This window comes from Streptomyces sp. NBC_01384 (genome assembly GCF_045040035.1).
GTDB lineage: Bacteria > Actinomycetota > Actinomycetes > Streptomycetales > Streptomycetaceae > Streptomyces.
The window spans coordinates 9292308-9312925 of sequence record NZ_CP109559.1 but is presented as its reverse complement, the minus strand read 5'-3'; the positions used below and the strand labels follow the sequence as shown (position 1 = coordinate 9312925).

General features: G+C 72.3%; 9 protein-coding genes and 1 riboswitch. Of the genes, 2 read left to right on the top strand and 7 right to left on the bottom strand.

Annotation, left to right across the window (positions count from 1 at the left end):
• The first annotated feature begins 20 nt into the window (after nucleotides 1-20).
• Both OG747_RS42695 and OG747_RS42690 read left to right on the top strand, forming a co-directional pair.
• Entirely contained in the window at nucleotides 21-1211 is a 1191-nt protein-coding gene (locus OG747_RS42695; RefSeq protein ID WP_405884706.1) for a PP2C family protein-serine/threonine phosphatase, read from the top strand.
• 274 nt (nucleotides 1212-1485) lie between these two features.
• A riboswitch (cyclic di-AMP (ydaO/yuaA leader) is annotated at nucleotides 1486-1659 on the top strand.
• Nucleotides 1660-1667: 8 nt separating this feature from the next.
• Complete coding sequence (locus tag OG747_RS42690; RefSeq protein ID WP_405884705.1) at nucleotides 1668-3053, top strand: C40 family peptidase; 1386 nt, start codon at nucleotides 1668-1670, stop codon at nucleotides 3051-3053.
• A gap of 105 nt (nucleotides 3054-3158) precedes the next feature.
• On the opposite strand, the gene OG747_RS42685 is transcribed toward OG747_RS42690, so the two are convergent.
• From OG747_RS42685 to OG747_RS42655, 7 genes are all read right to left on the bottom strand, one after another.
• The gene (locus OG747_RS42685) at nucleotides 3159-3368 is read right to left on the bottom strand and encodes a DUF5825 family protein (RefSeq protein ID WP_405884704.1); all 210 of its coding nucleotides are present in this window, start codon (nucleotides 3366-3368) and stop codon (nucleotides 3159-3161) included.
• On the bottom strand, nucleotides 3334-4026 hold the full coding sequence (locus tag OG747_RS42680) for a SpcZ (protein ID WP_405884703.1): 693 nt from the start codon (nucleotides 4024-4026) through the stop codon (nucleotides 3334-3336). Before OG747_RS42680 ends, OG747_RS42685 begins: the two co-directional genes overlap by 35 nt.
• Nucleotides 4023-4901, bottom strand: coding sequence for a TauD/TfdA dioxygenase family protein (locus OG747_RS42675; RefSeq protein ID WP_405884702.1), 879 nt, complete (start codon nucleotides 4899-4901; stop codon nucleotides 4023-4025). The genes OG747_RS42680 and OG747_RS42675 overlap by 4 nt, the downstream gene beginning before the upstream one ends.
• A gap of 43 nt (nucleotides 4902-4944) precedes the next feature.
• Entirely contained in the window at nucleotides 4945-5670 is a 726-nt protein-coding gene (locus OG747_RS42670) for a hypothetical protein (protein ID WP_405884701.1), read from the bottom strand.
• Nucleotides 5585-6709 carry a GSCFA domain-containing protein gene (locus tag OG747_RS42665; protein ID WP_405884700.1) on the bottom strand — a complete coding sequence of 375 codons (1125 nt, stop codon included), beginning with the start codon at nucleotides 6707-6709 and terminating at the stop codon, nucleotides 5585-5587. The genes OG747_RS42670 and OG747_RS42665 overlap by 86 nt, the downstream gene beginning before the upstream one ends.
• A 64-nt stretch (nucleotides 6710-6773) precedes the next feature.
• Nucleotides 6774-16337, bottom strand: coding sequence for an amino acid adenylation domain-containing protein (locus OG747_RS42660; RefSeq protein ID WP_405884699.1), 9564 nt, complete (start codon nucleotides 16335-16337; stop codon nucleotides 6774-6776).
• Nucleotides 16337-20350 (bottom strand): non-ribosomal peptide synthetase, encoded by a 4014-nt coding sequence (locus OG747_RS42655; RefSeq protein WP_405884698.1) that lies wholly within the window; start codon nucleotides 20348-20350, stop codon nucleotides 16337-16339. Before OG747_RS42655 ends, OG747_RS42660 begins: the two co-directional genes overlap by 1 nt.
• Between the last annotated feature and the right edge of the window lie 268 nt (nucleotides 20351-20618).

The window sequence follows — 20618 nt, the reverse complement described above, 5'->3', positions numbered from 1 at the left end:
GATATGTGGGTGTCCGACGTGTGTCAGTGGACCGCCTCGTGGAGCAGCCGTCGGGCCGCGGGCTGGTGGCGATTCCTCTCGCGCTGATCGTAGTGATCGCCGTGGTGGACCTGCACTCCCCGACCGATGTCCACCTGGGTCCGTTGCTGGTCATCGCCCCCGCCCTCACCGCCTCCTTGGCCGGGCCGCGGCTGACCGCGCTGGTCGGGGTACTGGCGGTGGCCGCCCAGGTGTTCATCGCGATATTCCACGGCGGGCTGACCACGGCCAACCACATCGCGCAGATCATCGCCCTGTCCGTACTGTCCGCGCTGGTGGTCTTCGTCTGCCACGTACGGGAGCGGCGCGCTCGGGAGCTGAGCCGGGCACGGTCGGTGGCCGAGACGGCGCAGCGCGTGCTGCTGCGGCCGCCGCCCCGCAGGATCGGGCCGTTGCGTGTGGCCTGGCTGTATCTGGCCGCCGACGACGAGACGCAGATCGGGGGCGACCTGTTCGCGGTCACCCGCGCCGCCCAGGCCTCCTCCACCCGCGTCATCATCGGCGACGTCCGCGGCAAGGGCCTGGGCTCCATCGGCGAGGCGTCGGTGGTGCTCGGCGCGTTCCGCGAGGGTGCTCACCGGTACGCCACACTGCCCGAACTCGTGGCGGCGCTCGAGGTGAGCGTGCGCCACGATCTCGAGGACGTGGCCGACACCCGGCACGACCCCGGCGAGCACTTCGTCACCACGCTCGTCCTCGACATCCCCGACGAGGGACCCCAGTCCGAATTGATCAACTGCGGTCATCCGCCGGCCCTGCTGCTGCGCGATCACAAGGTGACGGCCCTGCACGCCCACCACCCCATGCCCCCGCTGGGCATGTGCGAACTGCCCGTCGCGAGCCACCGCCCCGATCCGTTCACCTTCGAGACCGGCGACATCCTGCTGCTCTACACCGACGGCGTGATCGAGGCGCGCTCACCGACAGGCGCGTTCTACCCCCTCGCCGAACGGGTCGCCGCCTTGGCCGCCCCCAGCCCCGAAGCCCTGCTGCGCCACATCCACGACGACCTCGTCGCCCACGTCGGCGACCAGCCCAACGACGACGCCGCGCTCCTGATCATCGAACGCATCGCCTCCCACCACCTCCACCGGCCGCACTTCACGACCCGCCCCGTCAACGGCCACCACCTGCCCCACCCCAGCGGAACGTCCCCGCCCGCGGAACGCTGACCGCGGGCGTGGCGCCTCACCCGTGCTTGCGGCGTTCGGGAAGGTCGGCCCGGAAGGCGCGGGCCGCGTACGTTCGGCCGCCGTTGTCCAAGGGTCAACGTCCAAAGGGCGCCCCGGACGCTCTCCGGCCGACGAGGCCGAGCACTTCTGCCAGTACGACGAAGGTCACAAATACATATCGGGCACTTCGCACTTCAACCTTCACACGAGGCGCACAAATTGGCTAAGTTGGCGGATGGACCGCACGACTCCCTCCGGCGAACCTCGCCGGGTCGCGCGGCCTCCGCCAAGTCCGGTGCGCCCCTGGGGCAACCGGAGCCGGGGACCCAACCGAACTTGGGGTGAATCGGCCCAACTGCCCGGCAGGGCAAGGGTCGTAGGGCATGCCTTCCGGAATCCTCCGCCCGAACCCGACAGCCGACTCGGTAGGCGGAGCACGGAAGGAGTACGTCCCCCATGGCGCCGGAACGAACCCCGCGCCCTGGAGGCAGCAGCCTCCCTGGCACGCGCACCTCCGCCCGAGCGACGGCGGCCCTCACCGACGCGGACGGACCGAGCCGCGAAGAGGTCCAGCAGCGGATCCACAGCCTCTACGACCAGGCCGAGAACGCCACCGGGTTCGTCAACGGAACCCGCGCGATGACCACAGGGAGCCGCAACCGCGTCAGCCCGGCACCCGAAACCGTGCGCAGGCGCAGCGATCCCGCCCTCGACGACGTCACCAAGCCGTGGTTCGACGTGGCGCGCACGCGGTTGGGTCCGACCGTGCCGGCCAGGCTGCCCGCCGACAGAATGCCGAACCGCCCGGCCGAGACGCGGCCCACGGACCCGGCGCGGCGTTCGGAAGAGGGACTCACCAACCGTGAGCGGGCGGCGGCCGGCCGCCCCGTACCGGAGTTGACGGCCGGACCCGCGACCGGCGCGGCAGCCGGTCCCGTTGCGGAGCTGACCGCCAGGCCCGCAGTCGCCGCACTCCCGGCGGCCCCCACACTCCCGGCAGCCCCCGCGCTCCCTGCAGCCCCCGCGCTCCCTGCCGTGCCGGAGACATGGCAGGAGGCCACGAAGGCTCTGCCCGCGCCGGCCGCCGAGCCGCAGCACTCCTCGCTGAAGGCCTCCAAGGAACAGAGCCGGCGCAAGCTCACGACCGCCCGTGAGCTGCTGTCCAAGCACACCGGACAACGGAGCACGCCGCTCGCGGCAATCGAGTCGCGATCGACGGAGGACGCCTGGGGTGCCGCCGAGGAACAGGCCCTCCTTCAGGCCCAGGCCCAGGCTCAAGTCCAAGCCCAGGCCCAGGCTCAAGCCCAGGCCCAGATCCAGGCCCAGGCCCAAGCCGAGGAGGCGTGGCTGGGACAGCAGTCGGCCGCCCTCACCATGGACGCGTCCATCGGCACCGGCATTCCCCTCGGCATCATCGGAGCCCCCCTCGACACCGGTGCCGGCACCGGCACCGATACCGGCGCCGAACCGAACTCGGGTTACGGCATGAAGGCCACGAAGGCACTCGCCTTCGCCCGCGCGCAGATCGGCAAGCCGTGTGTCTGGGGCGCGACCGGACCGGACTCGTACGATTCCTCCAGCCTCACCCAGGCCGCGTGGAGGGCCGCCGGGGTGGCACTCCCCCGGACCGTGCACGGTCAGGCGACCGCCGGGACGCCGGTCCCCCTCGCCGACATCCAACTCGGCGACCTGATCCTCTTCTACGGCGACGTCAGCCACATCGGCTTCTACCTCGGCAACGCCATGATGATCCACGCCCCGAGCCCGGGGGCGTACATACGCGAGGAGTCGATCTTCTTCGCCGGACAATCGGCGATCTACAGCGCGGTACGGCCCACCTGACTCCCTGAGACTCGGCCCCCTCGGACCGGAACAACCGGCGAGTACAGCGCACTCGCCGGTCCTTCCGGTGGCGCCGGCATCCCGGACACCGTCCCGGTCCTCTCCTCAGACGGCCATCGCCTCCTGCAGCCACCGGGTGACCCGGTACGGCAGCCACCAGTCCAGCTCGCCCACCCGCAGGACCAGGTGTTCCGCGAGGACGTCGGCGGGGACACCGGTGTGGGGGGATGCCTCGGTCCAGGCGGGCGATGGCGTCTCAAGAGCAAGTAGACATTCCGCTTTATGCCATGAATCCGAGCGGTTTGAACGGCCCACGCTCCAGGGCGGTCAGCAGGCCCTCCGCGAGTCGCGCGTACGCCGACGTGTGCCGGGCGTCGGCGGCGACCGCCCGCGCGTACGCGCGGGTTCGGGCACCGGGGAAGGTGCGAGCGAAGGCCTCGGCGTCGGCCGTCGCATACGCCGCCGCCACCGCTCGCGCGTTCGCCAGGGCGTTGGCCTCGGCGTAGGCACGGGTGTTGGGCTCTGTGGTCGACTCCGCGTAGTCGGTGCCGTACTTGTCCGCGTCGGCGCCGTCGAAGCCGTTGGCGACGGCGTAGGCCCGGGCGTTCTCGTAGGCGACGGCGAAGGCCTCCTCGAAGCCGTAGGCGTCGCGATAGACCTGCCGGAGCACCGGTTCCAGCAGGTCGGCCCATTCCTCTCGCGTGACCGACCTTCCCTCAAGTGCTCGTTCGTGCGCGGCGGCCAGGGCCGCGCAGGCAGCCGTGGTGCGCCCCGCGCGTGCGTCCACCGCGGCCAACAGCGGGATCACCGTGTACAGGTGCCACGCGTGGACGACGTCCAGAGTGACAGGGACACGCCCGTCACTGAGGGCGGTGTGCAGGCGGCGGGCCCAGTCGGCGCCCGCCGTCTCGCTCTGGCCTTCGTGGAGCACCCCGGTCAGCTCCGCGAACCAGGTGGGCGGAGCCGAGGTCATGCCTGGGGCCGGGTGCCGTCGATGGCCACGCGGCGGCCGTGGCGCGTGTGCGGGTAGTAGTCCCAGACGGCGTGGTGCTGGACGCAGCGGTTGTCCCAGAACGTCAGCGTCTTCGGCTGCCAGCGGACCCGGCAGTGCAGCAGGGCCGTGCGGGCGATGTGCTCGTACAGCATGCCGAGGACCGCGGCGCTCTCGGAACCGGACAGCTGGGGGATGTGCGAGGTGTAGGGGGCATTGACGAAGAGCAGCTTGCGCCCGGTGTCGGGGTGGCGGACCACGACGGGGTGTTCGGTACGCGGGACGTCGTACTCGGGCGGCGGGGTCTGCCCCTGCGCCAGCCAGGGGCGGGCGCCGTCGTGGACGGCGGTGAGGCCGTCCAGGAACGTCTTCATCGACGGCGACAGCATGTCGTAGGCCAGGTGCATGTTGGCGAACAGGGTGTCCCCGCCGCTGCCGGTCTCCGGAATCCTGGTGAGATGGAGCATGGAGCCGAGGGACGGCTCGGGGTCCGCGGTGCCGTCGGCGTGCCAGCCGTTGCCGGCCACCTCGCGGGAGTTTTTGTCCGCGCTGATCTCCAGGATGTACGGGTCGGAGCCCTCGGCGGGCAGGGCGACGGGGTGGAGCGGGCCGAAGAGCTCGGCGAACCGCTTGTGGTCCTCGGGCGTGAGGTTCTGGTCGCGGAAGACGAGCACATGGTGGGCGAGGAAGGCCTGCTTGACCTCCTTCTCCTGCCGGGGCGTCAGCTCGCGGGAGAGGTCGACGCCCGATATCTCTGCGCCGAGCAGCGGGGTCAGTGGCTCGACGGCGAGGGTTTCGTACGTCTCCCGCGGCCGGGTGGTGAGGCGTTCGAGGGCGTCCAGCGCGAACTGTTCCATGGGGGCTTCTCCTGTAGGGCTCGGGGGATGGCGGTCGCGGGGTTCACAGTCCGCGGGCGAGGAGGTCGGCGAGGATGAGCCGGCCGAAGGCGAGGTTGCCGTGGATGGTGTCGTCGGCCTCGCAGAAGGCGGGGCGCTGGAGGCCGGTGTCGTCGGTGACGCGGGGGCGCAGGTCGACGATCTCGACGCCGAGGCGGTCCAGTTCGGCGCGGACCACGTCCTGCGCGGCGAGGAAGACGTCCTGGTCGGACATGCCGGGGACGCGTTGGGGCGGCATCACGGCCAGGACGCGCAGGCCCAGCCCGAGGGCGTGGGTGTAGAAGGCGAGGGCGCCGCGGACCATGGCGCGGATGATGTCCGCGAAGAGCGCGCCGGTGAGGAAGCCGGGGGCGAAGGCGCCGGTGACGTCCCGGTAGACGCGCCAGTTCTCGGTCGTCGCGAGCGTGTGCGCGCTGAGTCCGAAGGTGGCGACCAGGGGGACGGTGAGCCGGTCCAGTCCGGCCACGCCGAGTCCGCCGAGGAAGCCGCGGTACAGGCGCTCGGCCTCCTCGGCGCGGAAGACGACGTCGTCGCCCCGCAGGTCGAAGAAGTCCGCGTTGAACTCGCGCCCCGCACCGATCGGCCCGCCCTCGAACGGCAGGGCGGCGGCCCGGGCCGCGCGGCCGACCGGACCGGCGTGGGAGTCACCGAGCAGGAGGAACCGGGCCGCGGTCGTAGTGGCCGGGGTTGTAGTGGACGGGGTTGTAGTAGTCGAGTACGGCGTCGTCACACCAGTGGTCCTCTCCGCTGTCGGTTCGGGCGGGGTCGGCAGCGGGCTGGGCCGTCTCGCGGCGGCCGTGCAGCGCGTCGCCGTGCAGTGCGTCGCCGTGCAGTGCGTCAAAGAAGTGGCGCATCACGAAGGCGACGCCGTCGGCGCTGACGGTGCGCTGGTTCGGCTCGTAGAAGGCCCCCTTGAAGGGGTGGCCGGTGATGATCTCGTACGACGGGAAGTAGTCGACGTGGTCGAGTTCCTGAGCCAGTTGGCCCGCCGCGGCCCGCAGGACGGACTTGGAGTAGGTCGTGGCGACCAGGGCGTGGCCGGCCGTGGCGGTCGCGGTCAGCGGCACCGGTGACACGGTCAGCAGGACCCGCAGACCGGGGTTGGCGCGCCGGGCGAGCGAGACGGCCGCCGTCAGGTCCCGGTGCACCTCGGCCACGGTGAAGTTGTGGAAGACGTGCCGACCGGCATCGAACGAACCGCGTACCGTGCCCGGACACACTGGATAGGCGATGCCCGTCGCGGCGTCGAGCCAGGCCTCGGTCAGGCCCAGCGTGAAGATCAGACAGCCCGCCGAGGAGACGGCCGTACGGATGGCCGCGAGGGTGCGTTGCCGCGCGGCCCGTACGGCCTCGGGGGTGACATGGCCGTCGGGCTCGACGGCGGGTCGGTGAGGGTCGTAGAAGCGGCCGTCCTCCTCCCACGCCTCGTCCGGGGGCGGGGACTCCTCGAACGCCCAGGCGAGCCACTGCCGGAGGGCGGCGGCCGTGTAGATGTTGCCGGTGCGGAAGGAGAACTGGCCGTACCAGCGGGCTTCGCGCTCCGCCGCGGTGAGCCCGGGGGGCGCGATCTCGGCGTCGCACCAGTTCATGCCCTCCAGGAGGAGCGCGGGACCCAGATGACGGGCGAAGCAGGAGCCCGCGGTGAGCAGGGGTTCGTCCGGGTCGATGGCGAAGGCGGGCGTCCACAGGTCGGTGAGGGCCGGGGCCGCGCGCTCGGCGACCGCGGTGCGCCAGAAGGAGCGCGCCGGCAGGGACTCGTAGGGGTGCACGTGAGGGTCTCTTCCTGGGCCGGGGCTGGGATTCAGGAGGCGGGGCGCCGGGGCGCGGGAAACGTCAGGCGGGATTCGCCGACAAGGGCGGCGCCGGGGTGGCGGAAACCTCGGGCGGGCGAGGGGCACGGTCGCCGGCTGCGGGGCGGAGGTCGGACGGGGCCTCGTCGTCGATCGTCCGGGCGATCCGCTCGATGTGCGGGCCGGTGACGATGTCGTAGTGCGAGGCGTGCAGGTGGTGCACGGCCGAGCCGTCCGGCAGGAGCCCGCGCCACTCCCCCGCCGCCGATCGCGGGGCCGGTGCCAGGGGCAGATCGGTGACCGCCCGGGTCGCCAGCCACAGGGTGCTGGGGGTGCGGGTCAGCCGGGGCGGGGTGTGGGCCGCCATGGCGGCGAGGTTCGCCCGGCAGCAGTGGGCGAGCCGCTCGGCGTAGGCCTGTCCGGGTCCGGCGAGAGGCAACTGCGCGCCATTGCCGCGCAGTTCGTGCTCGAAGACCGTACGGAGGTCGCGGTCGTCGTACGCGTAGGTCCGTGACCCGGCGTGCGGCGGTGGCGGGTCGAGGAGGTAGAGCCGGTCGAAGGGGTGGCCGGCCGCCTCCCCCTCGGCGGCCATGGACACGGCGACCAGGGCGCCGAAAGACCACCCGGCGAGTCGGAACCGCGTGTCCGCGCCGGGGAAGCGGGCTCGCAGCGCCGCGTGATAGCGGGCGGCGCGTTCGGCGACCGACCAGGCGGGCAGGCCGGGATCACGCAGGGCGGGGTCGGGTATCAGACAGACCGTGGTCCGGGGGTCCAGGGCCGACACCAGGGGCCGGTACGCCTGGATGTCGCCGCCGACCGGATGGACCAGGCACAGCACATGGCGGCCGTCGCCCGGTTGCCAGAGCTCGACAGACACCGGATCGTCGGCCGTCGCGTCATCGGCCCTCTCCACGGCCGTGGTGGGCGGGTCGAGTTGGGCCAGGATCTCGTTCAGGCTCACCCGGTGGCCGAGCCGGGCGAGATCGAGGTCGACGCCGTACAGCCGTTTCACCTCGGAGAGCAGGTCCAACAGGGTGAGGGAGTCGGCGCCGAGGTCGTAGAGGGAGGCGGCCGGATCGAGCGCGTCGACGCCCAGCAACCGGCTGACCACGTCGGTCAGTTCGTCCGCGGCCGGTGTCACCTCGTCGGTCGGCGTGGATGGGCGTACGGGCTCGTAGAAGAAGCGGGACGCGTCGAGCGGAGTGGTGGACACGAGCAGGTGCGGCAACTGGAGTTCGACGGCGTCGGCGAAGACCCGCATCCCCTCGGCGTTCGACAGTCCTACCTCAAGGTGCGCCTGGTGGCGCCGGTCGGTGGCGAGGGCGTCGCGGGCCATGCCCGCCTCCCGCCACACGTCCCAGCCGATACCCAGCCGTACGGTGCCGGCCGGGTCGTGTGGGCCGTGGTGGGCGAAGGCGTCCAGTACGCCGTTCGCGGCGGCGTAGTCGAACTGGCCGGCGCCTCCGAACAGGGCCGAAAGCGACGAGCAGTAGGCGGCGTAGCGTGGTCGCCGCTCGGCGATCAGCCGCTCGGTCAGCAGCGCGGCGCGCAGCTTCGCCCGTGTCGCGCCGCGCAGGGCGTCGCCGTCCCGGTGCGCGAGAAGCGCTCCGGCCGCGGTGCCGACGGCGTGCACGATGCCGTCGAGACGGTCGAGGTGCGGGGCGAGCCGCACGAGCACGTCGTCGCAGCTCTGCTCGGCGAGGTCGGCCTCGACGAGTGTGATGCGCGCCGACCGGCCGGCTGGTCCGGCCAGTCGCTGTGGCAGGTGCGGGCGGCGGGCGAGCAGGACGATCCGGCCGTCGGTGTGTTCTAGCAACCAGGTGGCGATGCTGCCGCCGATGCCTCCAGTGCCACCGAGGATCAGATGGGTGCCGGTCCCTTCGGTGAGGCCGGCCCGGGTGTGCGGGAGCGGCCGGGGCACGGGCTGCTGCACCGGGCGCCACCAGTAGCCGTCGCGGAGCGCGGCGCGGCGCTCCGGCCCAGGAACCGTCGTCGGCTCGTCCACGAACACGAGGGGCAGCAGGTGCGCCCAGTCGGTCGGCACATTGCCTGGCAGGTCCAACCAGCGTACGTCCAGGTCTAGTTCCTGACGCGGCACCTCCACCGCGCTGGCCAGCAGCCCCAGTTCGGGGCGGTGGACCGGGCCCGTCACCGGTTGGGCCCGGTGGGAGAGCCACCACACGCGCGGTCGCAGGTGCCGCGGGAGGGCGGCCAGCGCCTTGCACAGGGCGGCGGGGGTGTCTAGGCATGCCTGGCGGGCGTGGTCGAGGGACGCCTCGTCCACCGTTCCCTCGACTGCGAGGGGCAGGGCGTGCAGCCAGTCCACACCGTCGTCCGCGTCACGCGTCACGGCCTTCAGCAGGTGTGTCAGGGCCTGCGGATCGGCGGGGTCGACTTCATAGCGGTCTGCCCCGACGCGGACACAGGCGTGGGCAGCGGCGGCGGTGACGTGCACGACGCGCGCGAAGTGCGCTTCGAGACCGCGCCAGTCGACCGGCGCCGAAGCCTTGTCGGCGACGACGACCACGACCCGGCGGGACGGCGGACCGGTGACCGGGACGGCCCGCCGGGTGCGCGACCATGCGGTCTGGTGCAGCCACTGCTCGTCGGGGACTCTGCCGGGCGCCTGGCCGACGGTATCCGCGGGGAGAGTCTCGGCCGGGGCGCGGGGGAAGTCGTGGTCGGTCAGGTCGAAAGCCGGGGGCGGGAAGTCCCAGGGGGCCGGTGCGGGCCCCTCGGGCCAGGCCGGGGGCTCGCCCGCCGTCCAGGCCCGCACCAGCTCCTGCTCCTGCTCCTGCTCCTGCTCCTGCTCCTGCTCCTGCTCCCGGCTACCGTCGATGCCGTCCGTGCTGTGAATGCCGTCCGTGCCGGGGATCGGCTGTGTCGCGGTACCGTCGGCCACCGTGCGCAGCCATGCCACGGCGGTGTCGGGGTCGGCGCAGACCGCCGCCGCGCGATGGGGCAGGGCCGGACGGCCGGCCTGCAGGTGGCGCAGTACCTGGGGGTACGTCTCCGGTCTGGCGGTCAGGTAGTCGGCGATGCCGCGCGCATCAGCCCGTAGCGCGCTCTGGCTGCCGCTGGACAGGACGAGACAGGGGATCGCCACGGGCGTGGGGGCGGTCGCCGGACCGGTGGTGTCGGGGTGCTCCAGAATCAGATGGGCGTTGGTGCCGCCGATGCCGAAACTGCTCACCGCGGCGACGCGCGGCCGCTCGGCCGGCCAGGGCTGGGCGGTCACGGGGATGTGGAAGGGCGTCGGATCGGGGCCGATCTCCGGGTTGAGCCGCCGGAAGTCGATGGTGGGCGGGATCACGCCGTGGTGGACGGACAACGCGGCACGGACCAGGCCGACGACACCCGCCGCGGCACCCAGATGACCGATCTGGCTCTTCACGGACGACAACGCGCACCGCGCCGAGTCGGCCAGGTCGAAAGCCTGGCGCAGCGCGCTGACTTCGACGGGGTCGCCGAGACGGGTGCCGGTGCCGTGCGCCTCGACGTATCCGATGTCGGAGCCGGCCCGGCCGCCGCGCCGCAGGGCGGTGCGGATCACCTCCCGCTGTCCGGCCACCGACGGAGCGCTGTAACCGAGCTTCTCGGAGCCGTCGTTGTTGACGGCCGAGCCGGTGACGACCGCGTACACGGTGTCGCCGTCGCGCCTGGCCTGCCGCAGGGTTTTCAGCACCACCACACCGACGCCGCTGGCGCCGACCGTGCCGGCCGCATCGTCGCTGAAGGGACGGCAGTGGCCGTCCGGGGAGAAGATGTGCTGCGGGCGGTAGGTGTAGCCGTCCGTCAGTTGGGTGTCGACGAGCACTCCCCCGGCGAGCATGACGTCGGCGTCGCCCTGGCGCAGCAGTCCGGCCGCGACGTGGACGCCCACCAGGGAACTGGCGCAGGCGGCCTGGACGGTGAAGGCGGGTCCGGTCAGTCCCAGATGGTAGGCCGCCTTGGTGGCGAGGAAGTCCTTGTCGTGGTGGAGGGCCAGCCGGAAGCCGTCGGGCAGGTCGGCGGGGTCGGCCTCGCGCAGCATCGCCTGGAAGTAGGTGTTCTCACCGCAGCCGGCGATCAGCCCGGTGCGCTGTGCGCCGGGGTCGGCGATGCCGGCGTGGGCGAGCGCCTCGACACAGCTCATGAGCAGGTGCCGCTGCTGGGGGTCCATCAGGCGTGCTTCCTGACGGCTGATGCCGAACCGGTCCGGGTCGAAGGCCAGCGGACCGTCCAACTGGCTGCGGGCTCCCACGAGTCCGTCGGCCGCGGAGAAGTACGCGATGCCGCTGGCACCCGCTTCCACCATGTGCCAGAAGGCGGCCAGATCCGGAGCTCCGGCAACGCGGACGGCCATGCCGATGACGGCGACGGGTTCGGCCGCACCCGCGTCCTGGCCGCCGGGTCCATCGGTGGCGGTAGCGATCGCGGTGCCGGGCGCCCGGCCGGACGTGTCCAGATAGCAGCTCAGACTGCGGACGGTGACGTGCTCGAAGAGGTCGGCCACCGTGAAGGTGAGGCCCAGGTCGGCGGCGCAGCGCAGATGGAAGCGCATCAGGTCCAGGCTGCTCGCACCCGCGTCGAAGAACCGCTGGTCCGGCGCGACGGGTTTACCGGTCACCTGCTCGAACAACGCGCATAGTCGGGCCTCTTGCACGGTGACCTCTACGGCACCCTTTGCTGCGCCCGTTGCCGCGCCCTCCGCAGTGACCTCCGCGCCGACGGCGGTCGTCGCCCGCAGCTCCCTCCCCTCGGCGGTGGCCGCCCGGCGGTCGAGCTTGCCGCTCGGGGTGCGCGGCAGCGCGTCCACTCTGCGGAAGCTGCGGATGCGGACGTGGGGAGGCAGCAACCCGGCCAGGTGGTGGGTGAGTTCCGCGGGGTCCGGGTCGTCGCCCCGGCACTGCAGCAGGGCCATGAGGCCGTCGCCTTCGCGGCCGACCAGGGCCCCCACGATCCGCGGATGCCGCAGCAGCGCGGCTTCGACCTGGCCCAACTCCAGCCGGTGGCCGCTGAGTTTGATCTGCTCGTCGCCGCGGCCGTCGTAGTGGAGCAGCCCGTCGGCGTCGAAGTGGGCGTGGTCGCCGCTGCGGTAGAACGTGCCGAGACCGGGCAGTTCGAGGAAGCGGGTGCGGTTGAGGCCGGAGTCGCCCAGGTAGCAGGGCCCGGCCATGGGACCGCCGATCAGCAGGTGCCCGATGGCACCCGGCGAGACCGGTTCACCGCTGTCGTCGACCACGCGCAGGACGGCGTTGGCCACGGGGCGGCCGATGGCCGGACGCGTCGGCCAGAGCGTGGGATCGCCGTCGAGGCACAGGCCGCTGACGACATGCGTCTCGGTGGGCCCGTAGTGGTTGAACAGGCGTGCGCCGCCGGGGAGTCCGGTGAACCAGCGACGGACGGACTCGGTGCACACCAGTTGCTCCCCCGCGGTGATCACCTCGCGCAGCCGGGAGGGGAACCGGCCCAGGTGGACGGCGTGTTCGGCGAGGAGCTGAAGGGCCACGTAGGGCAGGAACAGCCGCTCCACTCCGGCGCTCTCCAGCTGGTCGAGCAGGACCGGCATGTCCTGCCGCCACTCGGGACGCACCAGGTGCAGCCGGCCGCCCGCACACAGCGTCGTGAAGATCTCCTGGAAGGACACGTCGAAGGACAGCATCGAGAACTGCTGGGTGACCACGGCGCCGCGCAGACCACCGGTCCCGCCCTGCCAGTGCAGCAGGTTGCACAGCGTGCGGTCGGGGACATCGACCCCCTTGGGTGTTCCGGTGGAGCCCGAGGTGAACAGCGTGTACAGCGGCCGGAGGCCTTGGTGCGGCGCGGGTTGGGCCGGTTCGGGCACGAGCGGGGCGGGCACGGGCGGGGCGGGCACGGGCGGGGCGGCGGCGGACAGGTCGACGGTGCGCCGGGCGAGGCCCGGGGGCGCGATCGTGTCCACGTCCGCCTCGCCGCCCGGTGCCACCAGGACGCACAGGGGATCGATCTGCCGCAGGATGCCGCGCAGCAGGGCAGGCGGGTAGGCGGGGTCGAGGGGGACGACGGTGAGGTTGAGACGCGCGGCGGCCAGCAGCGCGACCACATGCTCGACAGAGGGCGGCAGGTACAGCGCGATCCGGGCCGGCGCTCCCGGATCGGCCGGCAGCGGATGGTGGCGCAGCAGTTCGGCGGCGAACTCCGCCGCGTGTGCGTCGAGTTCGGCATAGGTGAGGGTACGGTCGCCCCAGGTCACCGCGGGTGCGTCGGGGGTACGGCGGACCTGCCGGGCGAAGCCGTCGGCCACCGTGGTGAAGGCGGGCTCCGTCAGCGGTCCCCGGCCCTGTTCGGGCAGCGCGCGCCGGTAGGGGCCGACGAGGTCGGTCAGCGTGTGGGGGTCGCCGTCGGTGAGCAGGTCCACCGCCCGTCGGAACAGGTGTGCGGCGGCCGCGACGCGTTCGGCGTCGATCCACCCCTCGGCGTACTCCCACATGCAGTCGAACCCGTCCTCGCGCTCCACGACGGAGAGGGTGAGTGCGCACTTCGCCTCGGTGGCCTCGATCCACAGGGGCCGCACGCGGCAGCCCGGCAGGGACAGGGCGTCGAACTCCGTGTTCTCCAGGACGAACATGAAGTCGAAAGGCGGGCCTTCGGTACGGAAACGATGGTCGGTCAGTACGTCCGTGAGTGCCACGTCCTGCCGGTGGAGGATCTCCTGGACCCCGGCGGCCTGTCGGCGGAGCTGCTCGCGCAGTTCCCGGCCCGGGTCGAGGGCCAGGGGCAGCAGGACCGTGTTGGCGAACATGCCGACCGTGGAGTCGAATTCCGCCGCGGGCCGGCCCGCCACGGGTCCGGCGATCAGCGGCCGGGTCCGGCCGGTCACCCCGTACAGACTCCAGGCGTATGCCGCCAGCAGGAGCTGGAAACGGGTGAGCCCGAGTTCGGCGCCGAGGCGGTCGAGGCGGGAACGCAGGACGAGGTCGAGCGAGGTGTGCAGCAGTCGGCCGCGCATCCCTCCGACGCCGGTCGGTGACAGCGGTGTGAAGGCTTCCGGGACTTCCAAGGCTTCCAGGGGTTCCAGGGCGGTTTCCGGTGCGGCTTCCAGCCCGGTGTAGTGCTGGTGCAGTGCGGCGCGCTGCTCACGGTAGGCGGGACCGCGGTGCCACTCCCGCTGCCACAGGGCGAAGTCGACCGGGGTGGCCCCCGGCGCGCCGTCCGGCCGCGCGCTCCGCTCCGCGCAGAGGGCGGACAGGTCGCGGAACAGCGTGTTGAGGGACCAGCCGTCGACGGCGATGTGGTGCAGATGCAGCAGGAGTACGGGGCCGTCGGCGCCGTGGATCAGGCCCGCCCGGAGCATACGTGCCGTGGCGAGGTCGAAGGGCGGGGCGAAGAAGCCGCGGGCGCCGTCCTGCCAGTCGGTGCTGTCGGGTGCGTCAGCGGCCTCGGTCGGCTGCCAGGGGTCGTAAGGCGCGCCGATCTCCTGGAGCAGACCGTCGGGGGTGGCGCGGAAGGAGGTGCGCAACGCGGGGTGCCGGTGCACCAGTCGGCGCAGCGCCTCGCGCAGTACGTCCTCGTCGACGGTTCCTTCCAGCCGGAAGGCGAGCGGAACGTCGTACGCCTGGCTGTCCGGGTCGCGCCGGTGCAGCAGCCACAGGCGCTGCTGTTCCGAGGTGGCCGGTGCGGTGCGCCGCCCGGTCGGGGCGGGCACCGGCGGCGGGAGGAGGGCCGACTGCCCGGCGCCGGCGGCGATCGCGGCGCTCAGCTCGGCGAAGTCGGCCTGAAGGACGAGGGACTGGGGCAGGTCGACGTTCCACCGGCGGCGGACCTCGAACCTCAGCCGCAGGGCCTTGAGCGAGTCGCCGCCGTTGGGAATCCACCGGTCGTCGGGCCGTAGGCCGGGTATGTCGAGGAGCCCTTCCGCCAGTTCCAGCAACTGCCGCTGGGCCTCGGTCACTTCGCTCTCGGAGGTGCGGGTGCGTCGCCACGGCGCGCTCGGCGATTCCAGCAGGGCGGGCTCATCGATCTTGCCGTTGGGGTTGCGCGGCAGGGCGTCCACGAGGTGGGTGCGGTGCGGGCGCATGTACGGCGGAAGGGCGGCGGTCAGGTGGCGGTCGTACGCGTCGAAGTCCAGCTCCGCGGCGAGGATCAGGTACGCCAGCAGTTCGTGGGCGCCGTCGGGGTCACGGCGGGTGCAGACATACGCCTGCCGTACGGCGGAATGGGCGGCGAGCTGACGCTCCACCTCTCCCGGCTCGATACGGAAGCCGCGCACCTTGACCTGCCGGTCCGTCCGGCCGACGTAGGTGATCAGGTCGGAGGCGTCGCGGCGGGCGAGGTCGCCGGTGCGGTACCAGCGTTCCCGGCCTCCGTCGTGCCAGGGCAGTCGTACGAAGCGGCGTACGGTCTCCTCGGGCAGGTTGCGGTAGCCGGCCGCCAGTCCCGCGCCCGACAGGTGCAGTTCGCCGACCTCCCCGGGCTCGGAGGCGCGGGAGCCGTCGGCGACCAGCAGGGCGCCGGTGGCGGGCAGCGCTCGGCCGATGGGGACGACATCGCCGTCGAAGTCCCGTGGGATCGGGTGACAGAGTGCGAAGGTCGTGCACTCGGTGGGACCGTAGACGTTGACGAGCCTGGTCACGCTGTGCGGGTTGTCCCGGTACCAGCCCTGGATGCGGCGGGCGTTGAGCTGCTCGCCGCCGATGAGGACCTGGCCGACGGAGTCGAAGCAGTCGGGCACCTCGTCGACGACGGCGTTGAACAGCGCGGTCGTGACGAAGAGGGCGTCGATACGGTCCTGCCGCAGTGTGTCCGCCAGCAGGCGGGGGCTGCGGATCTGCTCGTCGCTCAGGACGACGCAGGTTCCGCCGCTCAGCAGCGGCACCCAGACCTCGTGACTGAGCGCGTCGAAGGCCGGGTTGGAGACGCTCGCACAGCGCGCCCCCTCGGCCAGGCGGATCGGTCCGGGCCGGGCCAGGCGCAGCACGCCGGCGTCCCGTACCTCCACGCCCTTGGGGCGGCCCGTGGTGCCGGAGGTGTAGAAGAGGAACGCCACGGGTGCGTCGGAGCCGGGCGCCACGTCGACCCCGGCAGGGCCCGCGGTCGACGTGGCCAGAAGGTCCGCGGCGCGCAGGGGAAGGACGGACCCAGGGGCCCGCGTGCCGTCCGCGTCCGCGTCCGCGTCCGCGTCGACAGTGGCATGGGCGTCGGCGTCGGCGTCTTGGACGAGGACGACCGCGGCGGAGTCGTCGAGGATGTGGCGGCGGCGCCCGGCCGGGCTCTGTGCGTCGAGTGGCACCACGGTGGCGCCGGCCCGGCGGATGCCGAGCATGACGCACACCAACTGCCAGGACCGGGGCAGACACACCGCCACGGCCTGTCCGGCGCCGACGCCGTGCGCGCGCAGGCCCCTGGCGACGGCATGGCTGGCGCGGTCCAGTTCCGCGTAGTCGAGGACGCGGTCGCCGTCCACCAGGGCGGGGGCGGTGGGGCGGCGGCGCGCCTGGGCGAGGACGGCGTCGGCCAGGGTGACCGGAGGTACGGCGTCGAGCGCGGTGGCGGACGCCTCGTAGCCCTCGTAGTCCCTGTCCTGCTCGCACTCCCTGGGCTGCTCGCACTCCCTGGACTGCTCACACTGCTCGTACTCATGCGTCATCACGCCTCCTCGGCCGGGACCGTGGACGCCGCTGCGAGCGCGGCGAGTTCCGTCTCGATCTGGCGCGCCACGCGCGCTGCCCCGGCGCTCTCCAGCACCTCCCAGTGGTCGCAGTCCAGCGGCTCGACGCGGAAGTCGCCCTCGGCGCGCCGCCGCCAGAAGTCGCGCACCTCGGACACGAAGGAGGGGTCGGGATCTCCGCCGACGGCCTGGACCAGCACCAGTCGGGCCGTCGAGGGGGCCGGGACGTGGTCACGGACGGTCATCCGGTTGTGGTTGTAGATGCGGAAGTACTGGTCGACCTGCTCGTCGTCGATGCCCGGGTACATGCCGTTGAACTTGACGAGCTTGTCCTTGAACTCGGCCAGGTCCACGGGGGCGACCGCCGCGCGTACCGCGGGGTCGTCGGTGGCCTGGGTGTCGAGCAGCACCACGCTCACGTCACGGTGGCCGGCCCGCGCGAGACGGCGGCCCATCTCGTGCGCGACGAGACCGCCGTACGAGAGGCCGGTGAGGACGAGGGGGCCGTCGCCGAGCGGTTCGACGAGCCGGAGGTAGGCCTCGGCCATGGCCTCGACGCCGGGCAGGAAGTCCTCGCCGGGGTTCACCCCCGGTGACTGGATGCCGTACAGGCCGATGTTCTCCGGCAGTGTCTTGGCAAGGGAGAGATAGCAGAACGCGGTGCCGCCGGCGGGATGGACGCACACGACGCGTGCGTGGCCGGTACCGGGCCGGAACTCTATGAGGTTGCTCGGCGGCGGGCCCGACCTGCCCCGCCGGACGAGACCGCCGAGGGCCTCGATGGTGGGGTGCAGCATGAGGTCACGGACGGGGATCGCGGTGCCGAGCCGATCGCGTACGCGATGGGCCATCTTGATGGCCGACAGGCTGGTGCCTCCGATGTCGAAGAAGTTGTCGCTGATGCCGATATCGGGGTACAGCAGGATCTCGCGCCATATCTGATACAGGGTCAGTTCGATGTGGTCGCGGGGACTTGCCGTATTGACCTGGCCGAGGGCGCTCTCGCCCGCCTGCCGCAGCAGGGTCTCCCTGTCGAGCTTGCCGCTGTGGTTCAGCGGAAGGGACGGCAGGTCGACGACGACCGCCGGAATCATGTAGTCCGGCAGACGGTCCGCCAGGACCGCGCGCCACTCCTGCCGCGTGCGGGTCGGCGCGTCGCCCCGGCCGACGCCCGCCACCAGACGCGGCTCACCGTCCGTGTCCCGGTCCAGCAGCACCGCCGCCTCACGCACCCCGGGTACGGCCAGCAGCGCGGCTTCGACCTCGGCCGGTTCGATCCGGAAGCCGCGCAGTTTCACCTGGTCATCGGCGCGTCCCAGGTACACGGCGTTGCCGTCGGGCAGCCTCCGGGCGAGGTCGCCCGTTCGGTAGACGCGCGCCCCGGGGACGAAGGGATCGTCCAGGAACCGTTCCGCGGTGAGATCGGGCCGGTGCAGATAGCCCGCCGCGAGGCTCGCGCCGCCGATGTACACCTCACCCGCGACTCCGACCGGCACCGGCTGCATCCGGTCGTCGAGGAGGTACAGGCGTGTGCCCGCGAGCGGACGTCCGATGGGGCACGGCCGGTCGATCGGCTGCGGGTCGTAGTACGCCGTGCTGTAGAGCGTCGCCTCGGTCGGCCCGTATCCGAAGCAGATCCGCAGGCCCGGCAGCTGCTGTCGCATACGGTGCAGCGCCGCCTCGGGCAGGGACTCCACCCCGGTCAGCACCTGGCGCAGCGCGAGCCCGTGGAGCCGCTTTCCGGGGTCCTCGTCGATCCACTTGATGTACGACGGGGGCAGGAAGGCCTGCACGATGCGGTGCTCGCGCATCCAGTCCAGCAGCGCCTCGGGGTCGCCGCGCAGCTCGTCCGGGACGAGGTGCAGCTCGCCGCCCGTGGTGAGCGGCATCAGCAGTTCGTGCACCGAGGCGTCGAAGCCGATGCTCGACCACGCGGAGGCGGCCTCGCCCGGCGCGGCGCCCATCCTCACCAGCCAGTTGTCGAACAGGTTGATGACACTGCCGTGGGTCACGGCGACGCCCTTGGGCCGGCCGGTCGATCCGGAGGTGTAGATCACATACGCCAACCGTGCGGCGTCCGGGGCCACTTGGGGCGGCGTGTCACCGTCGGCCTCGACCTCGGCTTCGGCTTCGACCGCCGCGAGGTCGCACCAGTCGACGGGCCGGTCGGCTGCCGGAGCATCGCCCCCGTCCGCGGGCCGGTCGGCTGCCGGGACGTCGGTCAGGACCAGGGCGGGAGCCGCGTCCCGCACCATGGCGGCCAGCCGCCGCCACGGCTGCGCGGGATCGAGCGGCAGGTAGGCGGCGCCCGCCTTCAGGATGCCCAGGACTCCGACCACGTAGCGCGTGGAGCGTCCCGCGTGCAGGCCGACGATCTGTCCGGGGCGTACGCCACGAGCGGCGAGGGCGCGGGCGAGGCGGACCGCCCGCCGGTCCAGGGTGGCGTAGTCGAGACGCTCGTCCTCGCTCACCAGTGCGGTCTGTGCGGGACGGAGGCGGACCTGCTCGTCGAACCGTGCGAGGAGCCCGGCGGGCGACGCTGCCGACGGGGACGCCGACAGGGATGCCGGCAATGGAACCTCGGTGGCGTCCCAGTCGGCGAGCAGCCGCTGCCGCTCCTGGGCGTCCATCAGCTCCAGCGTGTCGACCGGCGCGTCCGGACGCTCGGCCATGTCGGCCAGCAGGTGCCGCAGTTGACGTACGTACCGCTCCGCGGTGTCCTCGTCGAACAGGGCCCGCGCGTAGTCGAGGTGGCCGACCGTGCGTCCGTCCGACTCGGTCAGCGACAGGGCGAGGTCGAACTTCGCCGGTGCGTGCGGGATGTCGAGCGGTGCCACGTCGATGCCGGGCAGGTTCAGCAGACCCGCGCGCGCCGGCTGCCAGGCGCACATCGTCTGGAACAGGGGTGTGTGCGCGACGCTGCGCGGCGGGTTGACCAGCTCCACGATGCGTTCGAGGGGCAGGTCCTGGTGGTCCAGGGCGGCACGGAGGACGCCCCGGACGCGCCCAAGGGCCCCGGCCGCGGTGGGGGTGTCGGAGAGATCGACCCGGAGGGGAAGGGAGTTGACGAAGAAGCCGATGAGTCCCGCCGCGTCTCCGCGCGGACGATTCGCCGTCGGTGTGCCCACGACGACGTCGCTACGGCCGCTCAGTCGCGCCATCAGCAGGGTCCAGCCGGTCAGCACAGCGACGAACAGGGTGCCTCCGTGACGTCGTGCCAGTGCCCGCAGAGCTGCGGTGAGGTCGGCGTCGAGGGTGAAGTCGACACGGCCGCCCCGCAGATCCTGCTCGGCGGGGCGCGGGCGGTCGGTGGGCGGACCGGTCAGCGGGGGCGCGCCGCGCAGGGTCTCCCGCCAGTGGTCCGTCTGTGCGCCGAGTTCGCCGCCGAGGACGCGGGCCCGCTGGGCGCGGGCGTGATCCGCGTACTGGAACGCAAGCGCGGGGAGCGGGTCGGCCCCATCGTCCTGGAGTAGCGCCGCGTAGACCGCTCCGAGTTCACGCATCATCACGTTCATGGACTGACCGTCGAAGATCGTGTGATGCATCGTCAGCAGCAGGACATGGTGCTCGGGCGCGAGGGTGACGAGCCGACCACGGCCGAGCGGTCCCCGGGCAAGGTCGAAGGGCGTCGAGACCTCTTCCAGCCGGAGAGCGTCGAGCCGGGTCCCGGCGTCGGCCGGCCCGGTGAAGTCGTCCAGGGCGAGGGCGAACCCGGTATCGGGCGGGTCGATCCGCTGGAGCACCTCGCCGTCGGCCGCCAGGAGGCGGGTGCGCAACACCTGGTGGCGGGCGACCAGCGCGTCGAGGGCACGGCCGAGGAGGGTACGGTCCAGCGGTCCGCGCAGGGTGAAGGCGATGGGCTCGTTGTACGCCTCGTTCGCGCCCGGCAGTTGGGAGAGGAACCACAGCCGCTGCTGGGCGAAGGATGCCGGGGCGAGTGCGGAGGTGTCCACGGACTCTGCCGGGGAGCCGTCCTGGGTCACGGCTGTCACGGCTGTCACGGGTCGGCGGGGGGACGGAACATGGGGGTGGGGGATGCGCTGCACCGACAAAGCTGGCTCTTCCCGTCTACAGGGGTACTGGTTTCGAGAGTCACGGATGCTGTCGACATCGTTGCCAAGAGACCGTCCGACTGTGCTGCCGAGCCGGGCCACCTGGACGCACGGCGATAATTGATCAGCGAGCGAGAGCCTGTCAATGGCTTCCATTCGGCGGCCACCAAATTCCCCGAACAGCCGCTTATGCAACCGAGTTGCGGAT

What these genes read in the sequence shown, in the direction of transcription:
- OG747_RS42675 (WP_405884702.1), bottom strand. Translation starts at nt 4,901, where the DNA reads ATGGAACAGTTCGCGCTGGACGCCCTCGAACGCCTCACCACCCGGCCG.
- OG747_RS42680 (WP_405884703.1), bottom strand. Translation starts at nt 4,026, where the DNA reads ATGACCTCGGCTCCGCCCACCTGGTTCGCGGAGCTGACCGGGGTGCTC.
- OG747_RS42660 (WP_405884699.1), bottom strand. Translation starts at nt 16,337, where the DNA reads ATGACGCATGAGTACGAGCAGTGTGAGCAGTCCAGGGAGTGCGAGCAG.
- OG747_RS42690 (WP_405884705.1), top strand. Translation starts at nt 1,668, where the DNA reads ATGGCGCCGGAACGAACCCCGCGCCCTGGAGGCAGCAGCCTCCCTGGC.